This is a genomic window from Pseudooceanicola profundi (assembly GCF_050897955.1).
Taxonomy (GTDB): domain Bacteria; phylum Pseudomonadota; class Alphaproteobacteria; order Rhodobacterales; family Rhodobacteraceae; genus Pseudooceanicola.
This window is the reverse complement of sequence record NZ_JBPAXZ010000001.1, coordinates 2,898,949-2,917,035: the sequence shown is the minus strand read 5'-3', so window position 1 is coordinate 2,917,035 and position 18,087 is coordinate 2,898,949. Positions and strand designations below refer to the sequence as shown.

Below are 18,087 nucleotides of genomic sequence, written 5' to 3'. Positions count from 1 at the left end.
TCAGCGGCCCTCCTCTTCCATCAGCGATCCCTTGTCGGGACCGAAATCGGCGCCATGCCGGTCCGGCGCCATGCGCCCCTGCAGCAGGTCAAACAGCCCGCCAACGCCCTTGGGCGCAAAAAGCGTGACGAGCACAAAGCTCAGCCCCAGAAGCACCAGCCACCAGTCGACCCAGTCGATCCGGTAAAAGCCGAGGTTGATCGAGGGCACCAGCCCGCCGGTGAACCAGGTGGAGACCAGCGACACCAGCGCCGCGCCGATGACCGCACCATACAGCCGCCCGCGTCCGCCGATGGCGACCCAGACAGCGAGGTAGATCGAGGCAATCGGCGCCACCTCACCCGGGTTGATGATGCCCGCCTGCGGGTAATAGAGCGCGCCGGCGATGGCGGCGATAATGGCGGTGAAGGTGAAGATGAACAGCTTGTAACCTTCCACCGAATAGCCCAGGAACCGGACCCGCGCCTCATCGTCCCGGATGCCGCGCACCACCGATCCGAACTTGCCAGAGACGACCCAGGCGCAGATGAGGTAGCCCAGCCCCAGTGCCAGGGCGGAGGCCCAGAGGAACCAGACCGAGGTGACGGCCTGCGACGCCTCTACGCCGGGCAGGTTCTGCAGGCCCGAAAGCCCGTTGTTGCCGCGCAGCCCGCTTTCGTTCTGGAAGAGGTAGAGCGAGAGGGCCAGCGTCATCGCCTGCGTCAGGATCGAGAGGTAAACGCCGGTGACGCGGGAGCGGAAGGCCAGCCAGCCGAAAACCAGCGCGAGCGCGCCCGGGACCAGCACCACCAGCGCCAGCTGCGCCACGAGGCTGTCGGCGAAATACCAGATCGGCGGGAATTCCGACGAGCCCACAACCCCGAAGATCTGGGTGCCGATGGCATCGGTGACTTCCTGCGGGGTGGGCGGAATGGCCTGATTGGCCATGGATTGTGCCACGATGAGCTCGGTCCGGGCATACATCAGCCACATGCCGATCATATAGCCGCCCAGCCCGAAGAAGGCGAAATGGCCTAGGCTCAGGATGCCGCAATAGCCCCAGACGAGGTCCATGGCGATGGCGATGAGGCAGAGGCAGAGCGTCTTGCCCAGCGTCTTGACGAAGGAGGTTGAGATGAGGCCCGCGCCGAAGGCCTCGGACATGACCGTCACGCCGATGGTAAAGAGCGCGAGCAGGGCAAGGAAGATCAGCACCGAAGGGTTGCGCAGGATAAAGGGCCTGTTCATGGGCGCGCCCTCCGGGCCGCGTCGCCTGCGGCGGGCGGGGCGGGGGGGCGCTGCCCCCCGTCCTTCGGACTCCCCCCGGGATATTTACGGCAAGAAAAAGCAGAGGCGCCGCTGTCTTCATCTTGGCCGAAGTACTCCCGCCGGAGGCGGCGGAAAGTCGGGGCTTGCGCCGGGAGGTCTGGCGTGGGTGCGGCGTTGGCATTGGCGGGCGGGGGCGTGAGGATCATGGGCTTAATCTCCTGCGGCACGGCCCTTGAGGGCGATGATGCCGCGGGGGCGGAACTGGATGAAGATGATAATGAAGACGATCATGTAGGTCTGGGCCGCCAGCGTGTTCGACGGGTTGAACCATTCGATCCCCTTCTGCAGGAAGCCGATCATGGTGGCGCCCAGCAGGGTGCCCCAGATATTGCCGACGCCGCCGACAACCACGGTCATGAAGCTCTGCACGATGTATTGCTGCCCGAGTTCCGAGGTGACCTGCGCGTAAAGGCCAATGGCCACACCGGCAATCCCCGCGATGCCTGAGCCGAGGCCGAAGGTCATCATGTTCACACGGTCGGGATTGATGCCCATGGACGCCGCCATCTTGGGGTTCTGCGTGACGGCGCGGGTTTCCAGACCGAGGCGGGTTTTCTTCATCAGAAAGAGGAAGAAGCCGAGGAACACCAGCGCCAGCACGAAGATCGCCACCCGGATGTTGGAGATCGCCACAATGTCGTTCAGTGCCAGCTGCCCGTTCAGCCAGTCGGGCGAGGTCAGTGGCCGCGCCTGTGTGCCGAAGATGTTCTTGGCCAGCTGCTGCAGGGCAATGGAAATGCCGAAGGTCGCAAGCAGCGTCTCCAGCGGGCGGGAGTAGAGCCAACGGATCACCAGCCGCTCCATCGCAACGCCCGCCGCAAAGGTCACGGCAAAGGCCAGCGGGATCGCGAGGATGATAGAGACGGTATAGTTGGGGACGATCTGCTGGACCACATAGCCCGTATAGGCGCCCATCATGATGAATTCGCCATGGGCCATATTGATGACGCCCATCACGCCGAAGGTGATGGCGAGGCCGATGGCGGCGAGGAAGTAGATGGAGGCCAGCGAGAGCGCATCAAGCGAAAGGTCGAGAAACTGGTTCAGGCCGACACGCAATTCGATGGAGCGGAGCAGACCCTCTGCCGCTTCGGTCACGGCCGGGTCCTTTTCGGCATAAGCGTCGTAGAAGACGTGGGCGGAGAGCGCCTCGTCCACCTGTTCCACGGTAGCGGCGGGCTGGGCGATACCGGCCTGGATCAGATTGGCATAGGCGCGGTCGCGCTCGGCGGGGTTAGAGAGCGCCTCCACCGGGATGTCGCCGACGCGACCGTCGACGATATTGTCCTGCAGGGTCTGGCGCTGCGCGGCACTGGTCAGGCGCGGCGGGGCGAGATCGGCGCCAATGAGCAGGTCATAGGCGTCTTCGCGGGTGATATCTTTGCCGGGCTCCAGCTGCAGGGCGACATTGGTGCCATCGGGAATGGAGGGCGCTGCCGTACGGGAGGTGGCGAGGATCGGGTTCAGTCGGGCGCGGACGTCCAGCCCCAGATCGCCGCGGAAGGTCTCCATCGCGTCTGTCCGGGCCTCCGTCGTGGCGCCGTAGGCGATGGTCAGCAGGCGTTCGATGCGTTCCTTGCGGGATTTGATGGCCGGGTCGGTCTCATCGCCGATCGACTCGCGCAGGACCTCAAGGTGGCTTTCATTGCCATTGCGTTCCAGCGAGTCGAGCGCGGCGCGGCGGTTGGCCGGATCGGGGTCCGAGAGCTGGAATTTCACCAGGGCGGAGCCCAGAAGCGCCCGGATGCCGGAGTTCGGCTTGATCTGGTCCCAGCCGTCGTCGGGAACCTCGCCGATCTGCTCTCCGGTGGAGAAATCAAAGATGCGGAGGGTGTCGCGGTCGACCTCCTCGGCATAGACAAACAGGCCGGTCTCCTCGTTCACCCACATTTCGCGGGCTTCCCATTTTTCCAGCACCAGCTGGGCGCCCGGCAGGCCGCTGTCGCGGACGGCGGCGATGGCGGGTTCGATGGTTCTGCGGGAGGATTTGACGATCAGCTCGGACTGCTCTTGCAGAAGTTGCTGAACGGGCGCGGCAGCATCCTGGGATTGTGCTGCCGTGGCGGCAAACGTCAGCAGGGCTGCCGTCAGAAGGCGAAAGAACATGAGGGCCTGTCCGGGAAACCGTTCGGAAAATGGCCGGGGCGGAGAGGGAGGCGCCGCCCCGGCAGTTTGCGTGCAACTTTGATCCGGGAAGGGACGGATCAGTAGTTGGACTTCATCTGCACGCAGGTCTTGGTTTCGGTGTTGTACATGCCGCAGCCCAGCTCTTTCCAATCGGATTCGAGCACGGCGGATTCCGGCAGGAAGTCGGTCCAGGCATCGCCCGGAACCGGATCGGTTTCAGACACGATGTCGAACTGACCGTCTTCCATGATCTCGCCGATCAGCACCGGCTTGGAGAGGTGGTGGTTCGGCAGCATTTCCGCCGTGCCGCCCGTCAGGTTGGGGAAGGTCTGACCGACAACCGCATCGATGACCGGATCGGCATCGGTGGTACCGGCGGCCTCAACAGCCTGAACCCACATGTTGAAGCCGATATAGGTGGCTTCCATCGGGTCGTTGGTCACGCGCTCTTCACCGGCGAAGGCTTTCCATGCGGTGATGAATTCCTCGTTCTCCGGCGTATCGGCGGACTGGAAGTAGTTCCAGGCAGCGAGGTGGCCAACGAGGTTGGTGGTGTCGAGGCCCGAGAGTTCTTCTTCACCAACGGAGAAGGCCACAACCGGGATATCGTCGGCGGAAATGCCCTGTGCGGCCAGTTCCTTGTAGAAGCCGATGTTGGCGTCACCGTTGATGGTGGAGATCACGCCGACCTTTTTGCCGTCAGCGCCCAGGGCGACGACGTCAGAGACGATCTTGGACCAGTCGGAGTGACCGAAGGGCGTGTAGTTGACGAAGATATCCTCGGCCGGGATGCCCTTGTCCTTCAGGTAGCTTTCGAGAATGTTGTTGGTCGTGCGCGGATAGACATAGTCGGTGCCGAGCAGGGCGAATTTCTCGACGCCCAATTCTTCCAGGAAGTAATCGGTGGCCGGGATCGCCTGCTGGTTCGGCGCGGCGCCGGTGTAGAAGACGTTCTTGGAGCTTTCTTCGCCCTCGTACTGGACGGGGTAGAAGAGCAGGCCGTTCAGTTCCTCGATCACGGGCAGAACGGATTTGCGGGACACGGAGGTCCAGCAGCCAAAGATCACGTCCACGTCGGAGACGGTGATCAGCTCGCGCGCCTTTTCAGCGAAGAGCGGCCAGTCGGAGGCCGGGTCGACGACCACGGCTTCAAGCTGTTTGCCCATGACGCCGCCTTTTGCGTTCTGCTCTTCGATGAGCATCAGAACGGTGTCTTTCAGCGTGGTCTCGGAAATGGCCATGGTGCCGGACAGCGAATGCAGGACGCCGACCTTGATGGTGTCGTCCTGGGCAATTGCAGCGGTGCTGAGCACGATGCTGCTGGCTGCGGCGCCAAGAATGGAATTTAGAAATTTCGACATAAATCTTCCCCTCTGTCGACGTGCCTTTGGGATCTTCGGATCATCTGCCGAATGTCCCGGGGCACGCTTGTTTTGTCGCCCACATCTCCGTGCCAGCTGCAAATGCGAGGCTGGCCGCCCTGTGTGCGCCTGATCAGCTGTCATCAAAATGTCAGCCTCCGGTATACAGATCTGGGCTGGCCGCCAAAGTTTCGGATCAGGCGGTCAATTTTCTGGCAGAGGCAAGTATATTGCCCGAAAACTACGCAGGTCGCGGCAGCGGGGGCACTGGCGGGTGGCCCCCGAGCGATCAGGCCCAGATTCACGTCCTGTGTCGCCGGGGCCGAGCTGATCCGGTTATGGCTGACCGGGCGCAGATGGGACGAAACAGATCGGCCGTGGTCAGGCAAAGCCGCGACAGAGGCTCCGCCCGCCGTTCCCGTTATGCCGTGGTGCAAAGCGCGGTTTTCAGCGCCTCTGCACAGGCGTCGTCGAACCGGCGGCTCACCGGGCTGTCGGGAACACGGTTGCGGAACCCATGATAGGCGCCCGGCACCATGAGCAATTCACAGGGCACACCCTGGGTGACAAGCGCGGTCGCAAAGGCCAGGTTTTCCGGCGCAAAGAGGTCGATGTCGCCGGTGCCGATCCAGGTCGGCGGCAGGCCGGAGAGATCGGGATGACGCCCGGGGGCAGCCAGACCGGAGGTGCCCTCCAGCCCCGGCGCATGTCCCAGATAGCTCTGCCATCCGAACACGTTGCTTGCCGCTGTCCAGACGTGATGACGCGGGCCATTCCATGGACGGGTCGATCCGGTCCGGTCGTCCAGCATCGGGTAGATCAGCGCCTGAAACCGCGGCTGGATATCGCTTTCGTCCCGCAGGGCAAGCACCAGCGACGCCGCCAGACCGCCCCCTGCGCTTTCGCCCAGCACCGCAATCCGTCCGGTATCGATCTGCATGTCGCCGGCCTGATCCAGCAGCCAGCGCCAGACCGCCCGCATGTCATCCAGCGCAGCCGGAAAGGGATGTTCCGGCGCCTTGCGATATTCCGGGCTGACCACAACGGCGCCCAGATCCCGGCAGAGCTCTGCGTTGCGCAGATGGTTGCCTTCGGGCAGGCCATACATGTAGCCGCCGCCATGGCAGTGCAGTATCGCCGGCCCCGGTTCCTGCGCCGCCTGCGGCGTGTAGACCATCATCCGCGGCAGGCCCGGCACGCGGACTTCGGCCAGGTCGACGCCGGGCACATCGGCCAGCGGCTGGTATTGCGGCGGCTGTTCGCGCCGCATCCGGGCGATCTCGGTCAGGGTCATGTCGACCGTCGGGGTCTGGTCCAGCCCCTGCTGAAGTGTCGAATCAACGCGAAATTTCATTGCTCTCTCCGCCCCGGCCCCGGCGGCGTGACAGGCGGCGGGCCTTTCTGCGACACTGTCCGACGATCCTGAGCGCGTCAATGGGTCCCGCCCTGCCCTTTGTGGTCGCAAGCGTCGGCTTTCGAATGCCGGATGGCGCAGCTAGACTATCTGTCACAGGGAAACCTGAGGTAAACCGAAGTTAGTATTTTTCCGATCGGCAAGGAGCACCGCCATGAGCATCGTCGTATTCGACCCAGACAGCACCGATGATGTGGACTGGAGGGACCGGATGCGGCACCCGGCGGCGGGCGATCCCGAGGCCGGCATGTGGCTGTCGGATACCGAGCCGTCATTCATCGATGTGCGCAAGCTCTGCCAGGAACGTCTGACCCGGCTGCGCGACTGGATGAAGAAGGACGGCTTCGGCGGCGTGCTGCTGTTTGACCCCTACAACCAGCGCTATGCCACCGGCACGCGCAATATGTTCGGCTACTTCCTGCGCAATTCGACCCGCTATTTCTTCGTGCCGGTCGATGGCCCGATCATCCTCTTCGACTATCCGCAGAGCTATCACACCTCCGACACGGAAATGGTGGATGAGATCCGCCCGTCCAAGATCGTCTGGTCCTCGGTTTCCGGCGCGGATGAGGAAACCTCCTCTCCCTTCGCGCTCGAAGTGGCGGATGTGCTGAAAAGCTATGGCCAGGGCTCGATGAAGCTCGGCATGGACCGCTGTTCGCATATCCAGGCAGTGATGCTTGAGCAGGCCGGCGTCGATGTGCGCGATGTGGCGGGCGATATCCTGACCAAGGTGCGCGCGGTGAAAACACCGGAGGAGGTCAAATGCCTCGTCGCTTCCATGGCCGGGGCCGAGGCCGCCGTGTCGGCTGTCCGCGAAGCCATCAAGCCGGGCATTTCCGAAAATGAGCTCTTCGCCGTGATGTATGGCGAGGTGATCCGCCAGGGCGGCGAATTCATCGAAACCCGGCTGCTGAACTCCGGCCAGCGCACCAATCCCTGGTTTCAGGAAACCTCCGGCCGCAAGATCCGTCCCGGCGAACTGGTCGCGCTCGACACCGATACGATCGGCTGTTTCGGTTATTATTCGGACTTCTCCCGCACCTTCCGCTGCGGGCCGGGCAAGCCTACGAAGGACCAGAAGACGCTCTACCGCATGGCCTGGGATCAGGTGCAGCACAATATGGACATCCTCAAACCCGGCATGACCTTCCGCGAAGTGGCCGAGGCCGCCTGGAAGATCCCCGAGAAATACATGGCGCGCCGCTATACCTCCGTCATGCACGGCGTCGGCATGCACGGGGAGACGCCGTTTATCGCCCATATGGTCGACTACAACACCTATGGCCGGACCGGCGTGATCGAACCGGGCATGTGCCTGTCTGTCGAAAGCTATATCGGCGAAGAAGGCGGCAAGGAGGGCGTGAAGCTGGAGGATGAGGTGCTGATCACCGAGACCGGGATCGAACTGCTGTCGCGCTTCCCCTATGAGGAAGAGTTCCTCGACGGTCACGTCTGAGGATAGGCCCGATGCACGAACCCTTCACCCTGCCCCGTGACCGGACGGTTGTGCTGCCCATCGACCTGCAGGAGGAGCATCGGCGCGACGAACGCTACCTTGTCGATGGCTACGCGCAGGTGCTGGCCAATGCGGGTGCCCTGCTCGACACGGCCCGCGCCGAAGGCGTCGCCATCTGCCACGCCGCCTTCCGCCGCGACTTCGACCGCGTGCCCCCCCGCCCGCTGGAGCCGTTGGGCCCCGGCGGCGTGCCGGTCTTCTCCGACCCGGACAATCCCGATATCGCCATTTGTCCGGAGGTCGCCCCCCTGCCGGGCGAGCCTGTGCTGTGGAAAAACGACCTTTCGTGTTTCTCCGAACCGGAGTTCCCGGCGCTTCTCGGCACGCCCGACTGGATCGTGGTCTGCGGCGTCTGGACAGAGGCCTGCGTCGCCGCCACGATCCGCGATTCCATCGCGCGTGGCATCCGCGTGCTGCTGGTAAAGGATGCCGTCGGCTCCGGCACGGCAGAGATGTCGATGACCGGCGTGATCAACCTCGCCAACCGCCTCTATGGCGGCGCGGTCTGCGATACGGAAACCGCACTGGCCCTGCTCAAAGGCGAAGAGCGCCCGGTCTGGCGCCTCGTCGGCTCCACCCCGCTGCGCTACCAGGGCAGCGATATCGGGACGGTGTTCGACTTGCTCTGAGCGCCGGGGCCCTGTCCGGCCCGCCCCTTCATCTTTCCAGAAATACTCCGGGGAGTGGGAGGGGCAGCGCCCCTCCCGGCCCGGCGCCCTCCACGATCAGAGCCGCCTGAGCAGAAGAGGATATCCGCGCCACATGCCGTCGCATCCGGCGGCCCCCGCCTGACGGAGGGTCCGATCAGGCCGCCCGCGGCAGCCGGAAGCGATCCGCATCCGCCCCGGGCTCCAGCAGGCGGCGGAGCTTCGACAGCATCTGTGCCGCGGCCCGGTTCGCTGCGGCCACTTCGTCAGAGGTCGCTGCCCCGCCAAAGCCGCATTGGCAGAAATGCACAACCGTGCCGCCATCCTCAAACCGATCAAAGGTCAGCATAACCTTGACGCCGTTCGAGAATTCCAGCCGGATCAGGGTGTCCTCACGCGCCTCGGCACAGGTGACGACGATCGGCGTATCATCGACGCCCATCTGCCATGCGCTGGTGGCGCCGGTGGCGATCTCGCCGTCCAGCACCTGGGCGGGCCAGAAGCGTGTCAGCATGTCGATATCGGTAAATGCGAGATAGACCTCACGGCGCGGCCGCCGGATCGGCAGCGAAACGCGGGCGACGGCGATAGGTCTGACACAGTTCATAGAGTGGTCCTCCAAAGCGTATCTCGCCAACGCCGGGCCGGGCCGGCGGTTCCCGCCCGTCCGGAAAAACCCGGCTGTCAGTAAAGTGGATCAACCCCGAGGAATGCCATCAGCGCATCGGTCAGGCGCCGCCGCTGCGCCGGCATCCCGGCCAGAGATTGCGCGACAATGCCATAGACCCCCTCCGGTCGTTGGTGGACCAGCCGCGCGGCCAGCGAACACTCCGGAAAGGTCCAGGGGAGTTCTTCGTAGATCACGCCGATCCCGAGGGCGCCAAAATGAACGACCGCGGCGCGGGCCCGGGGGGTGTTTTCATAGTCACGGCGACCCGCAATCAGGATGTCGCCACCGACATCGGAGAGGGCCGCGCCGGATGCAGGCGCCGCAAACACCTGTCGCGACGTGGTCTCCTGCGGGTCCTGCGCAGTATCGTCTGGCGTGGCCTCGCGCGTCCCGGGGCGCAGGATGCTCAAAACCGGCGCACCCGCAGGCAGATGCTCCGTCAGCCCCCTGAGAACCTTCGGCAGCGGGGAGCCGACCTTGCTGCGACAGCTGCCATGCGCGCCCCGGCCCTCGAAGAGATCGAGCCGCGGATCCTGCCAGGCCAACGCCTCCGCCTCAGGCGCCTCCAGCGTCTCGGCGGCGACCAGCGTGCCGCCATAGCGCGACGCGGCATAAAGCGCCGTGTCAAAGGCGCTGTCGTCGTCATCGCGCAGGATGATCCAGGACGGGCCTGCGGGATGACGGGGTTTGCTGACGATGGTCAGCTCCCATTCCCTGGCCTTCGTCACAAACCTCTCCCGTCGCAGGCAGAGGTCCGGATCGGCCACAAAAGCATCCAGATTGCGCCGGATATCGGCATCGCCCGACAGGCCGGGATCAAGGCAGTCGTCGGTCTCTGATGGCGCGGGGGTCCCTTTGGTTTGCGCCGCCTCCCCGCTGTCCTCAGGTGACGCGGTGCCGGGCCGTGCGCGGGGCCGGATCTGACCGATGATCGCGCCCAGCTCTTCCTCCGGCGAATAGGGCCGGGCCGAACCGGCTGCGCCATCCCGACCGGCGGGCCGGGCCGCAGGCGATGGCGGCCGCAACTCGGACGGAAGGCCGGTGGCAGCCCCCGGCAGGTTCAGGGGCGCATCCGGCGCCCGGGCCGGGTTCTGATCCTCAGCTGCGTCCCCGTCCTGCGTCACGCCCTGTGGCCCCGATGCCGGCACTGTTTCCGGGCTTGCCCCCGGCCCCGTCCCCGTCCCCGACTGTGTCGCCGCGTCCGGGGCTGGCCCGGGTTCGGCCCCTGCCCCGGCCTCTGCCCGGGTAGCCGCGCCCTCCTGATCCGGGCCACGCCGCTGCTGCGGCGGCCTGATCCGGCCCAGGTCGTCCGTCGCGTCCGGCGGCACATCCAGTGGCGGCGCAGACGCCGCCCCCGGCACATCCTCTGCCGGATCGTCAGAGGGAAGATCGTCCCGGGTTTCCAGCAACGGTTGCGGTGTCCGCGACGGCGCAGGTGTTGGCGTGGTGGCCGGTCCGGGCAAGGCTGCCGTGCCCTGCTTTGGGAATAGTCCGGCGGCGGAACTGTCGCGCGGGCGGGCGTCCTCCTCGGTCTCTTCGGTCTCTTCGGTTTCGTCAGGCGCTTCGGGTTGCATCGGGGTCTGCGCCGGCCGGACCTGTTGCAGGCCGGGGCCGGGCTCTCCCTGCGCCGCCAGCCGGCCCGCCCCCGTCAGCCCCAGAGCGACGGCCAACAGCATCACCGCCACCGGTCCTGATACGCATCCGAATACCGCCTGCGCGGGACGGGGGGGATGGGTCTTGCTGGGCATCCGTGCGGCCGACTTTCTGACTGTCCGGAACGTCCGCATTCGATGACCTCGGACCGGGCAAATTCCATATTTATTGCAGCCGGGCGACATGGCCTGGGGACGTCCTCCGGTCCCGGGTGACGCGACTGCGAGTCGGAGATTAGAGATTTCAGCCGGTTCAGGCAAAGCCAAAGCGCGGCGGTTCGTCGTGGCGCTTTTTGCGGCTCCGGCAATCACCGAAAGGTAATCTCATTTACTCTCGTTTCCGTTTCCTGCAGCAATTTGACGCCCAAGCGAATGAAACGGCGGGAAACCGCTGGAACTCGGGGCCCGAGGCTCTACTGTCCTGCTGAATGATTTTTCCTCGGGACTCTCAAACATGCCGTTGATACCTGGCTTCGCCGTGGGCCGATCGGTCAGGATGGCCTTCACGGCCGCAGCCATGGCGCTTATCGCCCCGATGGCGGCCCTGCATGCCGCAGAGGTCACGCTCCGTATTCCCGGGGTCACGGCGGATGTGACAGACACTGCGCGCAATGCCTCGCTCTCCCGCGCGGCCGTGGACGAAGGCCGGACAGAGCCGCAGGATCTGGTGGCGGCGGCGCAGGCCGATTACCGCCGCGTTCTGGCCGCGCTGTATGAGAAGGGGTATTTCTCGGCCGCGGTGAACGTCCGGGTCGATGGCCGGGAGGCCGCGAACCTATCGGCCCTTCGTCCGCCAAGGCAGGTCGACCGGATCGAGATCGACGTGACGCCGGGCCCGCGCTTCCGGTTTTCGCAGGCCGAGGTCACGCCCCTGCCTGCCGGGACACCGCCCTATGACGGCTTCGCGCCCGGTGACACCGCCGGCACCGCAATCATGCGGGAGGCCGCCAATGCCGGAACCGAAGCCTGGCAGCAGGCCGGCCATGCCAAGGCCAAGGTCACGCAACAGGACATTACCGTCGATCATGCCCGCGAGTCGGTGGCGGCACGGTTCGGGATCACGCCCGGCCCGCGCCTGACCTTCGGACGCGCGCGCCTGTCTGCCTCCAGCGCCGACAGCAAGGTGCGGCCAAAGCGGATCCTCGCCATCGCCGGCATTCCCGAGGGCGAGGTCTATGATCCCGACGACATCGACACGGCCGAACAGCGGCTGCGGCGCACCGGCACGTTCAGATCGGCAGTGGTGGCCGAAGATGAAGCGATCGGTCCCGGCAATACGCTTGGCACCGAAATCTCGGTCGAGGACAGCAAGCCGCGCCGGGTCGGCGTGGGGATCGAGGTTTCGACCGTGGAGGGGCTGCGGCTGAGCGGCTTCTGGTTGCATCGCAATGCCTTTGGCGGGGCGGAACGGCTGCGGTTTGACGCCGAGGTCTCGGGGATTGGCGGCCAGACCGGCGGCATCGACTACAGCCTCGGAATGACGCTGACCCGGCCGGCGTTCCGGCATCCGGACGCACAGCTGACCTTTGCCGTTCTGGCCGAACATGAGGACGAGCCCAGCTACGTGTCCGACAATATCGAGGCAACCGTTGGTGTCGACCGTATCGTGAACGAACATCTCACGCTGACCTCTGCGGTCGGGCTGCGGTATTCCTATACCGACGATGCCTTTGGCACCCGGGATTTCACCCATATCATCCTGTCGGGCGGGCTAATCTGGGAAAACCGCGACAGCACAACCGACCCGCGGAAGGGCGCCTATGCCGAGGCGGAGATCAAGCCGTTCATCGGCGTCGCAAGTTCCAAGACCGGCGTGCGCACCACGGCAGAGCTGCGCGGCTACCGAGAGCTGGGGGAGCGGCTGGTTCTGGCCGGGCGCGTGCAGACGGGATCGGTCTTTGGCCCCTCCATCGCGGATACCCCGCCAAGTTTTCTGTTCTATTCCGGTGGCGGTGGCACCGTGCGCGGGCAGGGATACCAATCGCTGGGCGTGGGCAGCGGCGCCTCCAAAACCGGTGGTCGCAGCTACGCCGTCTTTTCCACGGAAATGCGGTTCGACGTGACCGATTCAATCGGCGCGGTGGCTTTTGTCGATTATGGATATGTGGCCTCTGACAGCCTTTACGAAAACGGCAACTGGCATGGCGGCGCCGGGCTTGGCGTGCGTTACAAGACGGGGCTCGGCCCGATCCGCGCCGACCTTGCCGTGCCGATCACCGGGAAAATCGACAGCGTCAGCCTTTATGTCGGGATCGGACAAGCGTTTTGAACATCATGAAACATGTCTTTGGCCCGCTTCTGGCCCCGGTTTTAGTGCTCTTTCTGGGCCTGTGTGTCGCGCTGTCGGCGGCGTCGGGCGTGCGCGCGCAGCAGGCCGATGACGGCGAGGGCTACCTGACACGGCTGTTGCAGGACACGCTGTCCTCGGCCGGACGGGAGGTCGACATCACCGGCTTCCGTGGCGCGCTGAGCTCGCGTGCGACGCTGGACCGGATGACCGTCGCCGATGACGAGGGCGTCTGGCTGGAACTGACCGGCGCCGTGCTGGACTGGAACCGCGCCGCACTTCTGCGCGGGCGCGTGGAGGTCGGGGAACTGACGGCGCAGTCGCTCAGAATTCTGCGTGCGCCGGTTTCCGAAGATACCAGCGCAGAGGCCTCGGGCTTTTCCATCCCGGAGCTGCCCGTCTCTATCGAGATCGGACGGCTGGGCATCGACCAGCTGATCCTGGGCGCGCCGATCCTGGGCGAGGAGGCGGTGTTCACCTTTTCGGGGTCGGCCAGCTACACCGACCAGATCGCCGCCGATCTGACGCTGGAGCGGCAGGATCGTGACGGGCAGATCACCCTGAAAACCGATTATGACACCGGCGCAGAGACGCTGAGCATCGATGTCACGGCCAATGAGCCGGCAGAGGGGATCGCGGCGCGCCTGCTGGACCTGCCGGGCCGGCCCGCGCTCGATCTTGAGATCTCCGGCGCGGGGCCGCTCGACGATTTCGCCGCCACGATCCGGCTTGCCTCTGACGGGCAAGACCGGCTGGCGGGTGATGTGACCCTGACCGGCCAGAGCGATGGCGGCCGTGATTTTTCGGCCGACCTGGGCGGCGACCTTACCGCGCTTTTGTTGCCCGAAGCGCGGGAATTTCTGGGCCAGAACGTCCAGCTGACGGCGCGCGGCAACAGCGCCGCGGACGGGGCGCTGCGGCTGGATCAGTTCACGCTCGACAGTGCCGCGCTGCGGCTGTCGGGCGCGCTGGCGCTGACGCCTGAGGGGCGGCCGGCCAGTTTTGACCTGACCGGCGATATCGCCGATGCCGACGGCACGCCGGTCCGCCTGCCCTTCGGCGACCAGATCGACCTGACCCGGGCCGAGATACGGGCGCAGTTCGACGCCGCCGTCTCTGAGGATGTGACGGCGAATGTGCTGGTCTCTGACCTTTCGGTGCCCGATACCACCGTGCAGCAGGCGCGACTGGCGCTGACGGGGCAGATCGTGACCGAGGGCACGCCCTCGGTCGATCTCGATGTGGATGCGGGGCTGGATGGGCTCAGCTTCAGCGATCCGGCTCTGCAACAGGCCGTCGGATCGGATGTCACCCTGACCGCGGGCGTGATCTGGACGGATGGTCAGCCGCTGACGCTCAGCGATCTGGACCTGCAGGGCGATGGCTATGGCACGCAGGTGGATGCGCTCTTTACCCGGGGCGACGGCACGCAGATCATCGACGCGCAGGGCCGGGCCGCCTTTGAGGATCTGTCGCGTCTGGCCGGGCTCGCAGGGACCGACCTGTCCGGCCGGGCCGATCTGGCCCTGACGCTGAATTACGATCTTCTGGGCGGAATGTTCGCGCTGCAGGCCAATGGCGGCACGACCGACCTGGCGCTCGGGATAGAAGAGCTGGACCGGGTGATCGGCGGCGATGCGACCCTCACCGTCGATGTCGCGCGGGACGAAGAGGGCACGCGGATCAACGACTTTGCCCTGTCGAACGCGCAGATCACCATGGCGGCGGATGGCGAACTGGGCAACGAGACGGGCCGGATCGACTACCGCGCACAGCTTGCCAATTCCGGCGCCTTCACCGGGGTGGAGGGCGGGCCGCTGTCCATCGCCGGGACGGTCATCCGCGAGGATGGCGATTTCCGGATATCGCTGGACGGCGGCGGGCGCGATCTGCGCACCGGGCTGGACCAGGTCGACCCGCTGCTTGAAGGGCCGGTTGCCCTGACTGCGCGGGCCAGCATCGGCGACCGGATCATTCTGGACATGGCAGAGGTGTCCTCCGCCGCGATGGCGGTGACCGCCGAGGGCGATCTGACCGAGGGCGCGCGCGATATCACCGCAACCGGCTGGCTGAACCAGAGCGGCATCCTCACCGGTGCCGGGCGCACCGGCGGGGCCGTTTACATCACGGCCCGCGCGGTGCAGTCGGGCGCGGATTACGATATTACGCTGACCGGCACCGGCACCGATATTGCCACCGGGCAGGACATGGTCGACGGGCTGCTGCGCGGCAAGACACAGGTGGAGGCCAGCGCGCGCATCGGCGACCGGCTGATCCTGAACAGCGCGGAGGTGCGCAATGACGCCCTGACCGCCCAGGCGGAGGGCGAGCTGACAGAGGGCGCGCGCGATGTGACCCTGACCGCGCGGCTGGCCAATAGCGGCCGAATCATGGGCGGCACCGGCGGGCCTGTCGATGTGACGCTGACGGCGAAACAGGACGGCACGGCCTATGACCTGAGCGTGGATGCCACCGGAACCAATGTCGCAATGGGTCAGGCCCTGGCCGACAGCCTGCTGCGCGGGCAGACCGTGATCGCGGCGCGCGGGCGCTACGACGACGGCGCGCTGCAACTGGACAGCGCCAGCGTCGACGGCGTGCAGCTGACGGCCCGCGCCTCCGGCCAGGTGTCGGCGGATGCGACGAACCTTGATTTCAGCGCACGGGTGGCCTCGCTTGCGGTGCTGGTCCCGCAGGCCCCGGCCGGGCCGCTCAGCGCATCGGGAACGGTGCGCCAGACCGCAAGCGGGGCGCTTGACCTGAATGTGACAGCCGAGGGTCCGGGCGGCACAAATGCCCGCATTGCCGGCCAGGTGAACCAGCCGGGTGGCGCGGTGGCGCTGACTGTTCAGGGGGCGGCGCCTCTGGCGCTGGCCAATCCGTATATCACGCCGCGCAGCGTCGTCGGGATGGCGCGGTTCGATCTGGCGATGAATGGCCAGCCCGGGCTTGAGGCGCTCTCGGGGCAGGTGGCGATCGACGGGGCCCGGGCGATCGACCCGGAAAGCGGCGTGGCGCTGGAGAATATCGCCGGAACCGTGCAGATGGCCGGCGGACGGGCGAATGTCAGCCTCTCTGCGGCAATGAACGGCGGGCAGCTTGCGATCTCCGGGCCGGTGACGCTGTCGGGCAATTACCCGGCCAATCTTCAGGCCCAGATCAGCAATGTCACCTATGAGATGCCCGGCCTCGCCTCGACGCGGATCAACGGCCAGCTTGCCGTCAACGGCGGCCTGGCCGGCGGCGGCACCGTGACCGGCCGGATCGGCCTGTCCGATACGGAACTGCGGATCCCCTCCGGCGGGTTCGGCGGGGTGGAGGCGATCCCGGAGATGCGCCATGTCAACGAAGACGCGGCCAGCCGCCGGACCCGGTCGCGAGCCGGTCTGATCGGCGAGGATTCGAATTCCGGCGGAGGCGGCTCGGGCGGGCTGAACCTGAACCTGCGGATCGAAACCGATACGTCGATGTTCCTGCGCGGTCGTGGCATCGACGCCGAACTGCGCGGCGGGATGACGGTGCAGGGCACGACAAGTGACGTTCAGCCGGTGGGTCAGTTCGATCTGGTGCGCGGGCGGATGAGCATTCTGACCAAGCGGCTGGATTTCACCGAAGGGCGGGTCCGGCTGGCCGGCGGGTTCGACCCGATTGTCCGGCTGGTGGCGGAAAATTCATCCGAGGAATACGTGATCCAGATTGCGGTCGAAGGCCCGGCCGCCCAGCCGGAGGTGATCTTCTCCTCCCGCCCCGATCTGCCGCAGGACGAGGTCGTGTCGCAGCTGTTCTTTGGTCGCGACATCAGCTCGCTTTCGGCCTTTCAGGCGGCGCGGCTGGCCGTGGCCATCGCCGAGCTGACGGGCAAGACCAGCGGCGGGCTGGTCAGCCAGCTGCGCGAAGGGGCCGGGATCGACGACCTCGACGTGTCCCAGACCGAGGATGGCGAGGCGGCGCTTGCGGTCGGGAAATACATCTCGGACAATGTCTATACAGAGGTCGAGGCGACCAGCGGCGGCAAGACAAGCCTGTCGATCAACCTCGACATATCGTCCAGCTTCACCGCCAAGGGCAAGGTCGACAGCGAAGGCGATTCCAGCCTCGGCCTGTTCTTCGAAAAGGATTACTGAGGCGCGCTGCCATAGGCGATCTGGTCATAGAGATGCCAGGTCGCATGGCCGAGGAAGGGCAGCGCCAGGAACAGTCCCAGGAAGGCCGGCAGTAGCGCCAGGAATGTCAGCAGCGCGATAAGGACGGCCCAGGCCAGCATCGGCAGAGGGGAGCGCGTGACCGTCTGGAAAGACGTGATCATGGCGGTGACAAAATCCACCTCCCGGTCCAGCAGCAGCGGCAGGGAGATCACGGTGATCATGTAAAGCAGCAGCGAAAAGGCCGCGCCCACAGCTGTGCCCACCGCCAGCATGGCCAGGCCATTGGGGGTCAGAAAGACCTCGGCCGAGCTGGAGATATTGGTCATGGTCGACAGCCCCAGGAAGAGCGCAAAAATCATATGCGCCAGGAAAAACCAGAACAGGAACAGAAAGATCACGATGGCGCAGATCGAGGGCAGCTGCCTGCGCGACTGATGCAGGATGACCGTCAGGATGGGGCGCGGGGTCAGTGGCTGGCCGCGTTCGATCCGGCGCGACACCTCGTAAAGGCCGACCGCCGCAAAAGGCCCAATCAGCGGGAAGGACACCGCCGCGAAGATGAGCCAGTAACTTTGCCCTGTCGCGATGGTGATCGCCGCCAGCGCCCAGCCGATCGCCACATAGGTCAGCGCAAAGAACAGCCCCCAGAGCGGGGCACGCCGCATGTCTGATGCCGCCCGCATGATGGCGGTCCGCAATGTGGCGAATGTCACCGGGGCTAATTCCGGCACGCCCAGCGGCGGTGCAACCTGATGAAGTGGTGTAACCGGACTATCCGACATTTGCTGCCCTCCCCTGCGCCACGATAGCAGAGCCGGGAAATCGCCCGGGATCAAGTGTTTGGCGCATGTATGTTTGCCGGTGCCGCGCCAGAGAGGGCCGCAGGGGGGCCATGGACGGACGGCGCCGCGCCTTTCGGTCGACAGGCCAGGCCGGGCCGGACCCACGCATTGCCTG

11 protein-coding genes are annotated in these 18,087 nt (G+C 65.7%); 4 read left to right on the top strand and 7 right to left on the bottom strand.

All coding sequences use genetic code 11. From position 1 onward, the window contains the following. The 4 genes from urtC to ACRARG_RS14705 all read right to left on the bottom strand — a co-directional run bounded on the left by urtC (nt 1) and on the right by ACRARG_RS14705 (nt 6,150). Nucleotides 1–1,227, bottom strand: a complete 1,227-nt coding sequence (gene urtC, locus ACRARG_RS14720) for an urea ABC transporter permease subunit UrtC (RefSeq protein WP_432690766.1) — start codon at nt 1,225–1,227, stop codon at nt 1–3. Between the two features lie 231 nt (nt 1,228–1,458). Continuing rightward, nucleotides 1,459–3,414, bottom strand: a complete 1,956-nt coding sequence (gene urtB, locus ACRARG_RS14715) for an urea ABC transporter permease subunit UrtB (RefSeq protein ID WP_432690765.1) — start codon at nt 3,412–3,414, stop codon at nt 1,459–1,461. A 98-nt stretch (nt 3,415–3,512) separates the two neighbouring features. Beyond that, nucleotides 3,513–4,796 (bottom strand): urea ABC transporter substrate-binding protein, encoded by a 1,284-nt coding sequence (gene urtA, locus ACRARG_RS14710; protein ID WP_432690764.1) that lies wholly within the window; start codon nt 4,794–4,796, stop codon nt 3,513–3,515. A gap of 421 nt (nt 4,797–5,217) precedes the next feature. After that, nucleotides 5,218–6,150, bottom strand: a complete 933-nt coding sequence (locus ACRARG_RS14705; protein WP_432690763.1) for an alpha/beta hydrolase — start codon at nt 6,148–6,150, stop codon at nt 5,218–5,220. A 214-nt stretch (nt 6,151–6,364) separates the two neighbouring features. Between ACRARG_RS14705 and ACRARG_RS14700 the strand changes: the two genes are divergently transcribed. Continuing rightward, nucleotides 6,365–7,669 (top strand): M24 family metallopeptidase, encoded by a 1,305-nt coding sequence (locus tag ACRARG_RS14700; protein WP_432690762.1) that lies wholly within the window; start codon nt 6,365–6,367, stop codon nt 7,667–7,669. A gap of 11 nt (nt 7,670–7,680) precedes the next feature. Beyond that, nucleotides 7,681–8,358 carry an isochorismatase family protein gene (locus ACRARG_RS14695; protein ID WP_432690761.1) on the top strand — a complete coding sequence of 226 codons (678 nt, stop codon included), beginning with the start codon at nt 7,681–7,683 and terminating at the stop codon, nt 8,356–8,358. Nucleotides 8,359–8,533: 175 nt separating this feature from the next. On the opposite strand, the gene ACRARG_RS14690 is transcribed toward ACRARG_RS14695, so the two are convergent. Both ACRARG_RS14690 and ACRARG_RS14685 read right to left on the bottom strand, forming a co-directional pair. Beyond that, complete coding sequence (locus tag ACRARG_RS14690) at nt 8,534–8,983, bottom strand: SRPBCC domain-containing protein (RefSeq protein ID WP_432690760.1); 450 nt, start codon at nt 8,981–8,983, stop codon at nt 8,534–8,536. Between the two features lie 77 nt (nt 8,984–9,060). Further along, complete coding sequence (locus tag ACRARG_RS14685; protein ID WP_432690759.1) at nt 9,061–10,722, bottom strand: hypothetical protein; 1,662 nt, start codon at nt 10,720–10,722, stop codon at nt 9,061–9,063. A 430-nt stretch (nt 10,723–11,152) separates the two neighbouring features. Between ACRARG_RS14685 and ACRARG_RS14680 the strand changes: the two genes are divergently transcribed. Both ACRARG_RS14680 and ACRARG_RS14675 read left to right on the top strand, forming a co-directional pair. Further along, complete coding sequence (locus ACRARG_RS14680) at nt 11,153–12,967, top strand: autotransporter assembly complex protein TamA (protein WP_432690758.1); 1,815 nt, start codon at nt 11,153–11,155, stop codon at nt 12,965–12,967. Between the two features lie 5 nt (nt 12,968–12,972). Further along, nucleotides 12,973–17,109, top strand: a complete 4,137-nt coding sequence (locus ACRARG_RS14675; protein ID WP_432690756.1) for a translocation/assembly module TamB domain-containing protein — start codon at nt 12,973–12,975, stop codon at nt 17,107–17,109. Here ACRARG_RS14675 and ACRARG_RS14670 read toward each other — a convergent pair. After that, nucleotides 17,103–17,912 carry a DUF2189 domain-containing protein gene (locus tag ACRARG_RS14670; protein ID WP_432690755.1) on the bottom strand — a complete coding sequence of 270 codons (810 nt, stop codon included), beginning with the start codon at nt 17,910–17,912 and terminating at the stop codon, nt 17,103–17,105. The genes ACRARG_RS14675 and ACRARG_RS14670 overlap by 7 nt on opposite strands. Between the last annotated feature and the right edge of the window lie 175 nt (nt 17,913–18,087).

Bases quoted from the DNA above. Each gene is read 5' to 3' on its own strand.
- ACRARG_RS14685 (WP_432690759.1), bottom strand. From the start codon at position 10,722: ATGCTGTTGGCCGTCGCTCTGGGGCTGACGGGGGCGGGCCGGCTGGCG.
- ACRARG_RS14680 (WP_432690758.1), top strand. From the start codon at position 11,153: ATGCCGTTGATACCTGGCTTCGCCGTGGGCCGATCGGTCAGGATGGCC.
- urtB (WP_432690765.1), bottom strand. From the start codon at position 3,414: ATGTTCTTTCGCCTTCTGACGGCAGCCCTGCTGACGTTTGCCGCCACG.
- ACRARG_RS14695 (WP_432690761.1), top strand. From the start codon at position 7,681: ATGCACGAACCCTTCACCCTGCCCCGTGACCGGACGGTTGTGCTGCCC.
- ACRARG_RS14675 (WP_432690756.1), top strand. From the start codon at position 12,973: ATGAAACATGTCTTTGGCCCGCTTCTGGCCCCGGTTTTAGTGCTCTTT.
- ACRARG_RS14700 (WP_432690762.1), top strand. From the start codon at position 6,365: ATGAGCATCGTCGTATTCGACCCAGACAGCACCGATGATGTGGACTGG.
- ACRARG_RS14705 (WP_432690763.1), bottom strand. From the start codon at position 6,150: ATGAAATTTCGCGTTGATTCGACACTTCAGCAGGGGCTGGACCAGACC.
- ACRARG_RS14670 (WP_432690755.1), bottom strand. From the start codon at position 17,912: ATGTCGGATAGTCCGGTTACACCACTTCATCAGGTTGCACCGCCGCTG.
- ACRARG_RS14690 (WP_432690760.1), bottom strand. From the start codon at position 8,983: ATGAACTGTGTCAGACCTATCGCCGTCGCCCGCGTTTCGCTGCCGATC.
- urtA (WP_432690764.1), bottom strand. From the start codon at position 4,796: ATGTCGAAATTTCTAAATTCCATTCTTGGCGCCGCAGCCAGCAGCATC.
- urtC (WP_432690766.1), bottom strand. From the start codon at position 1,227: ATGAACAGGCCCTTTATCCTGCGCAACCCTTCGGTGCTGATCTTCCTT.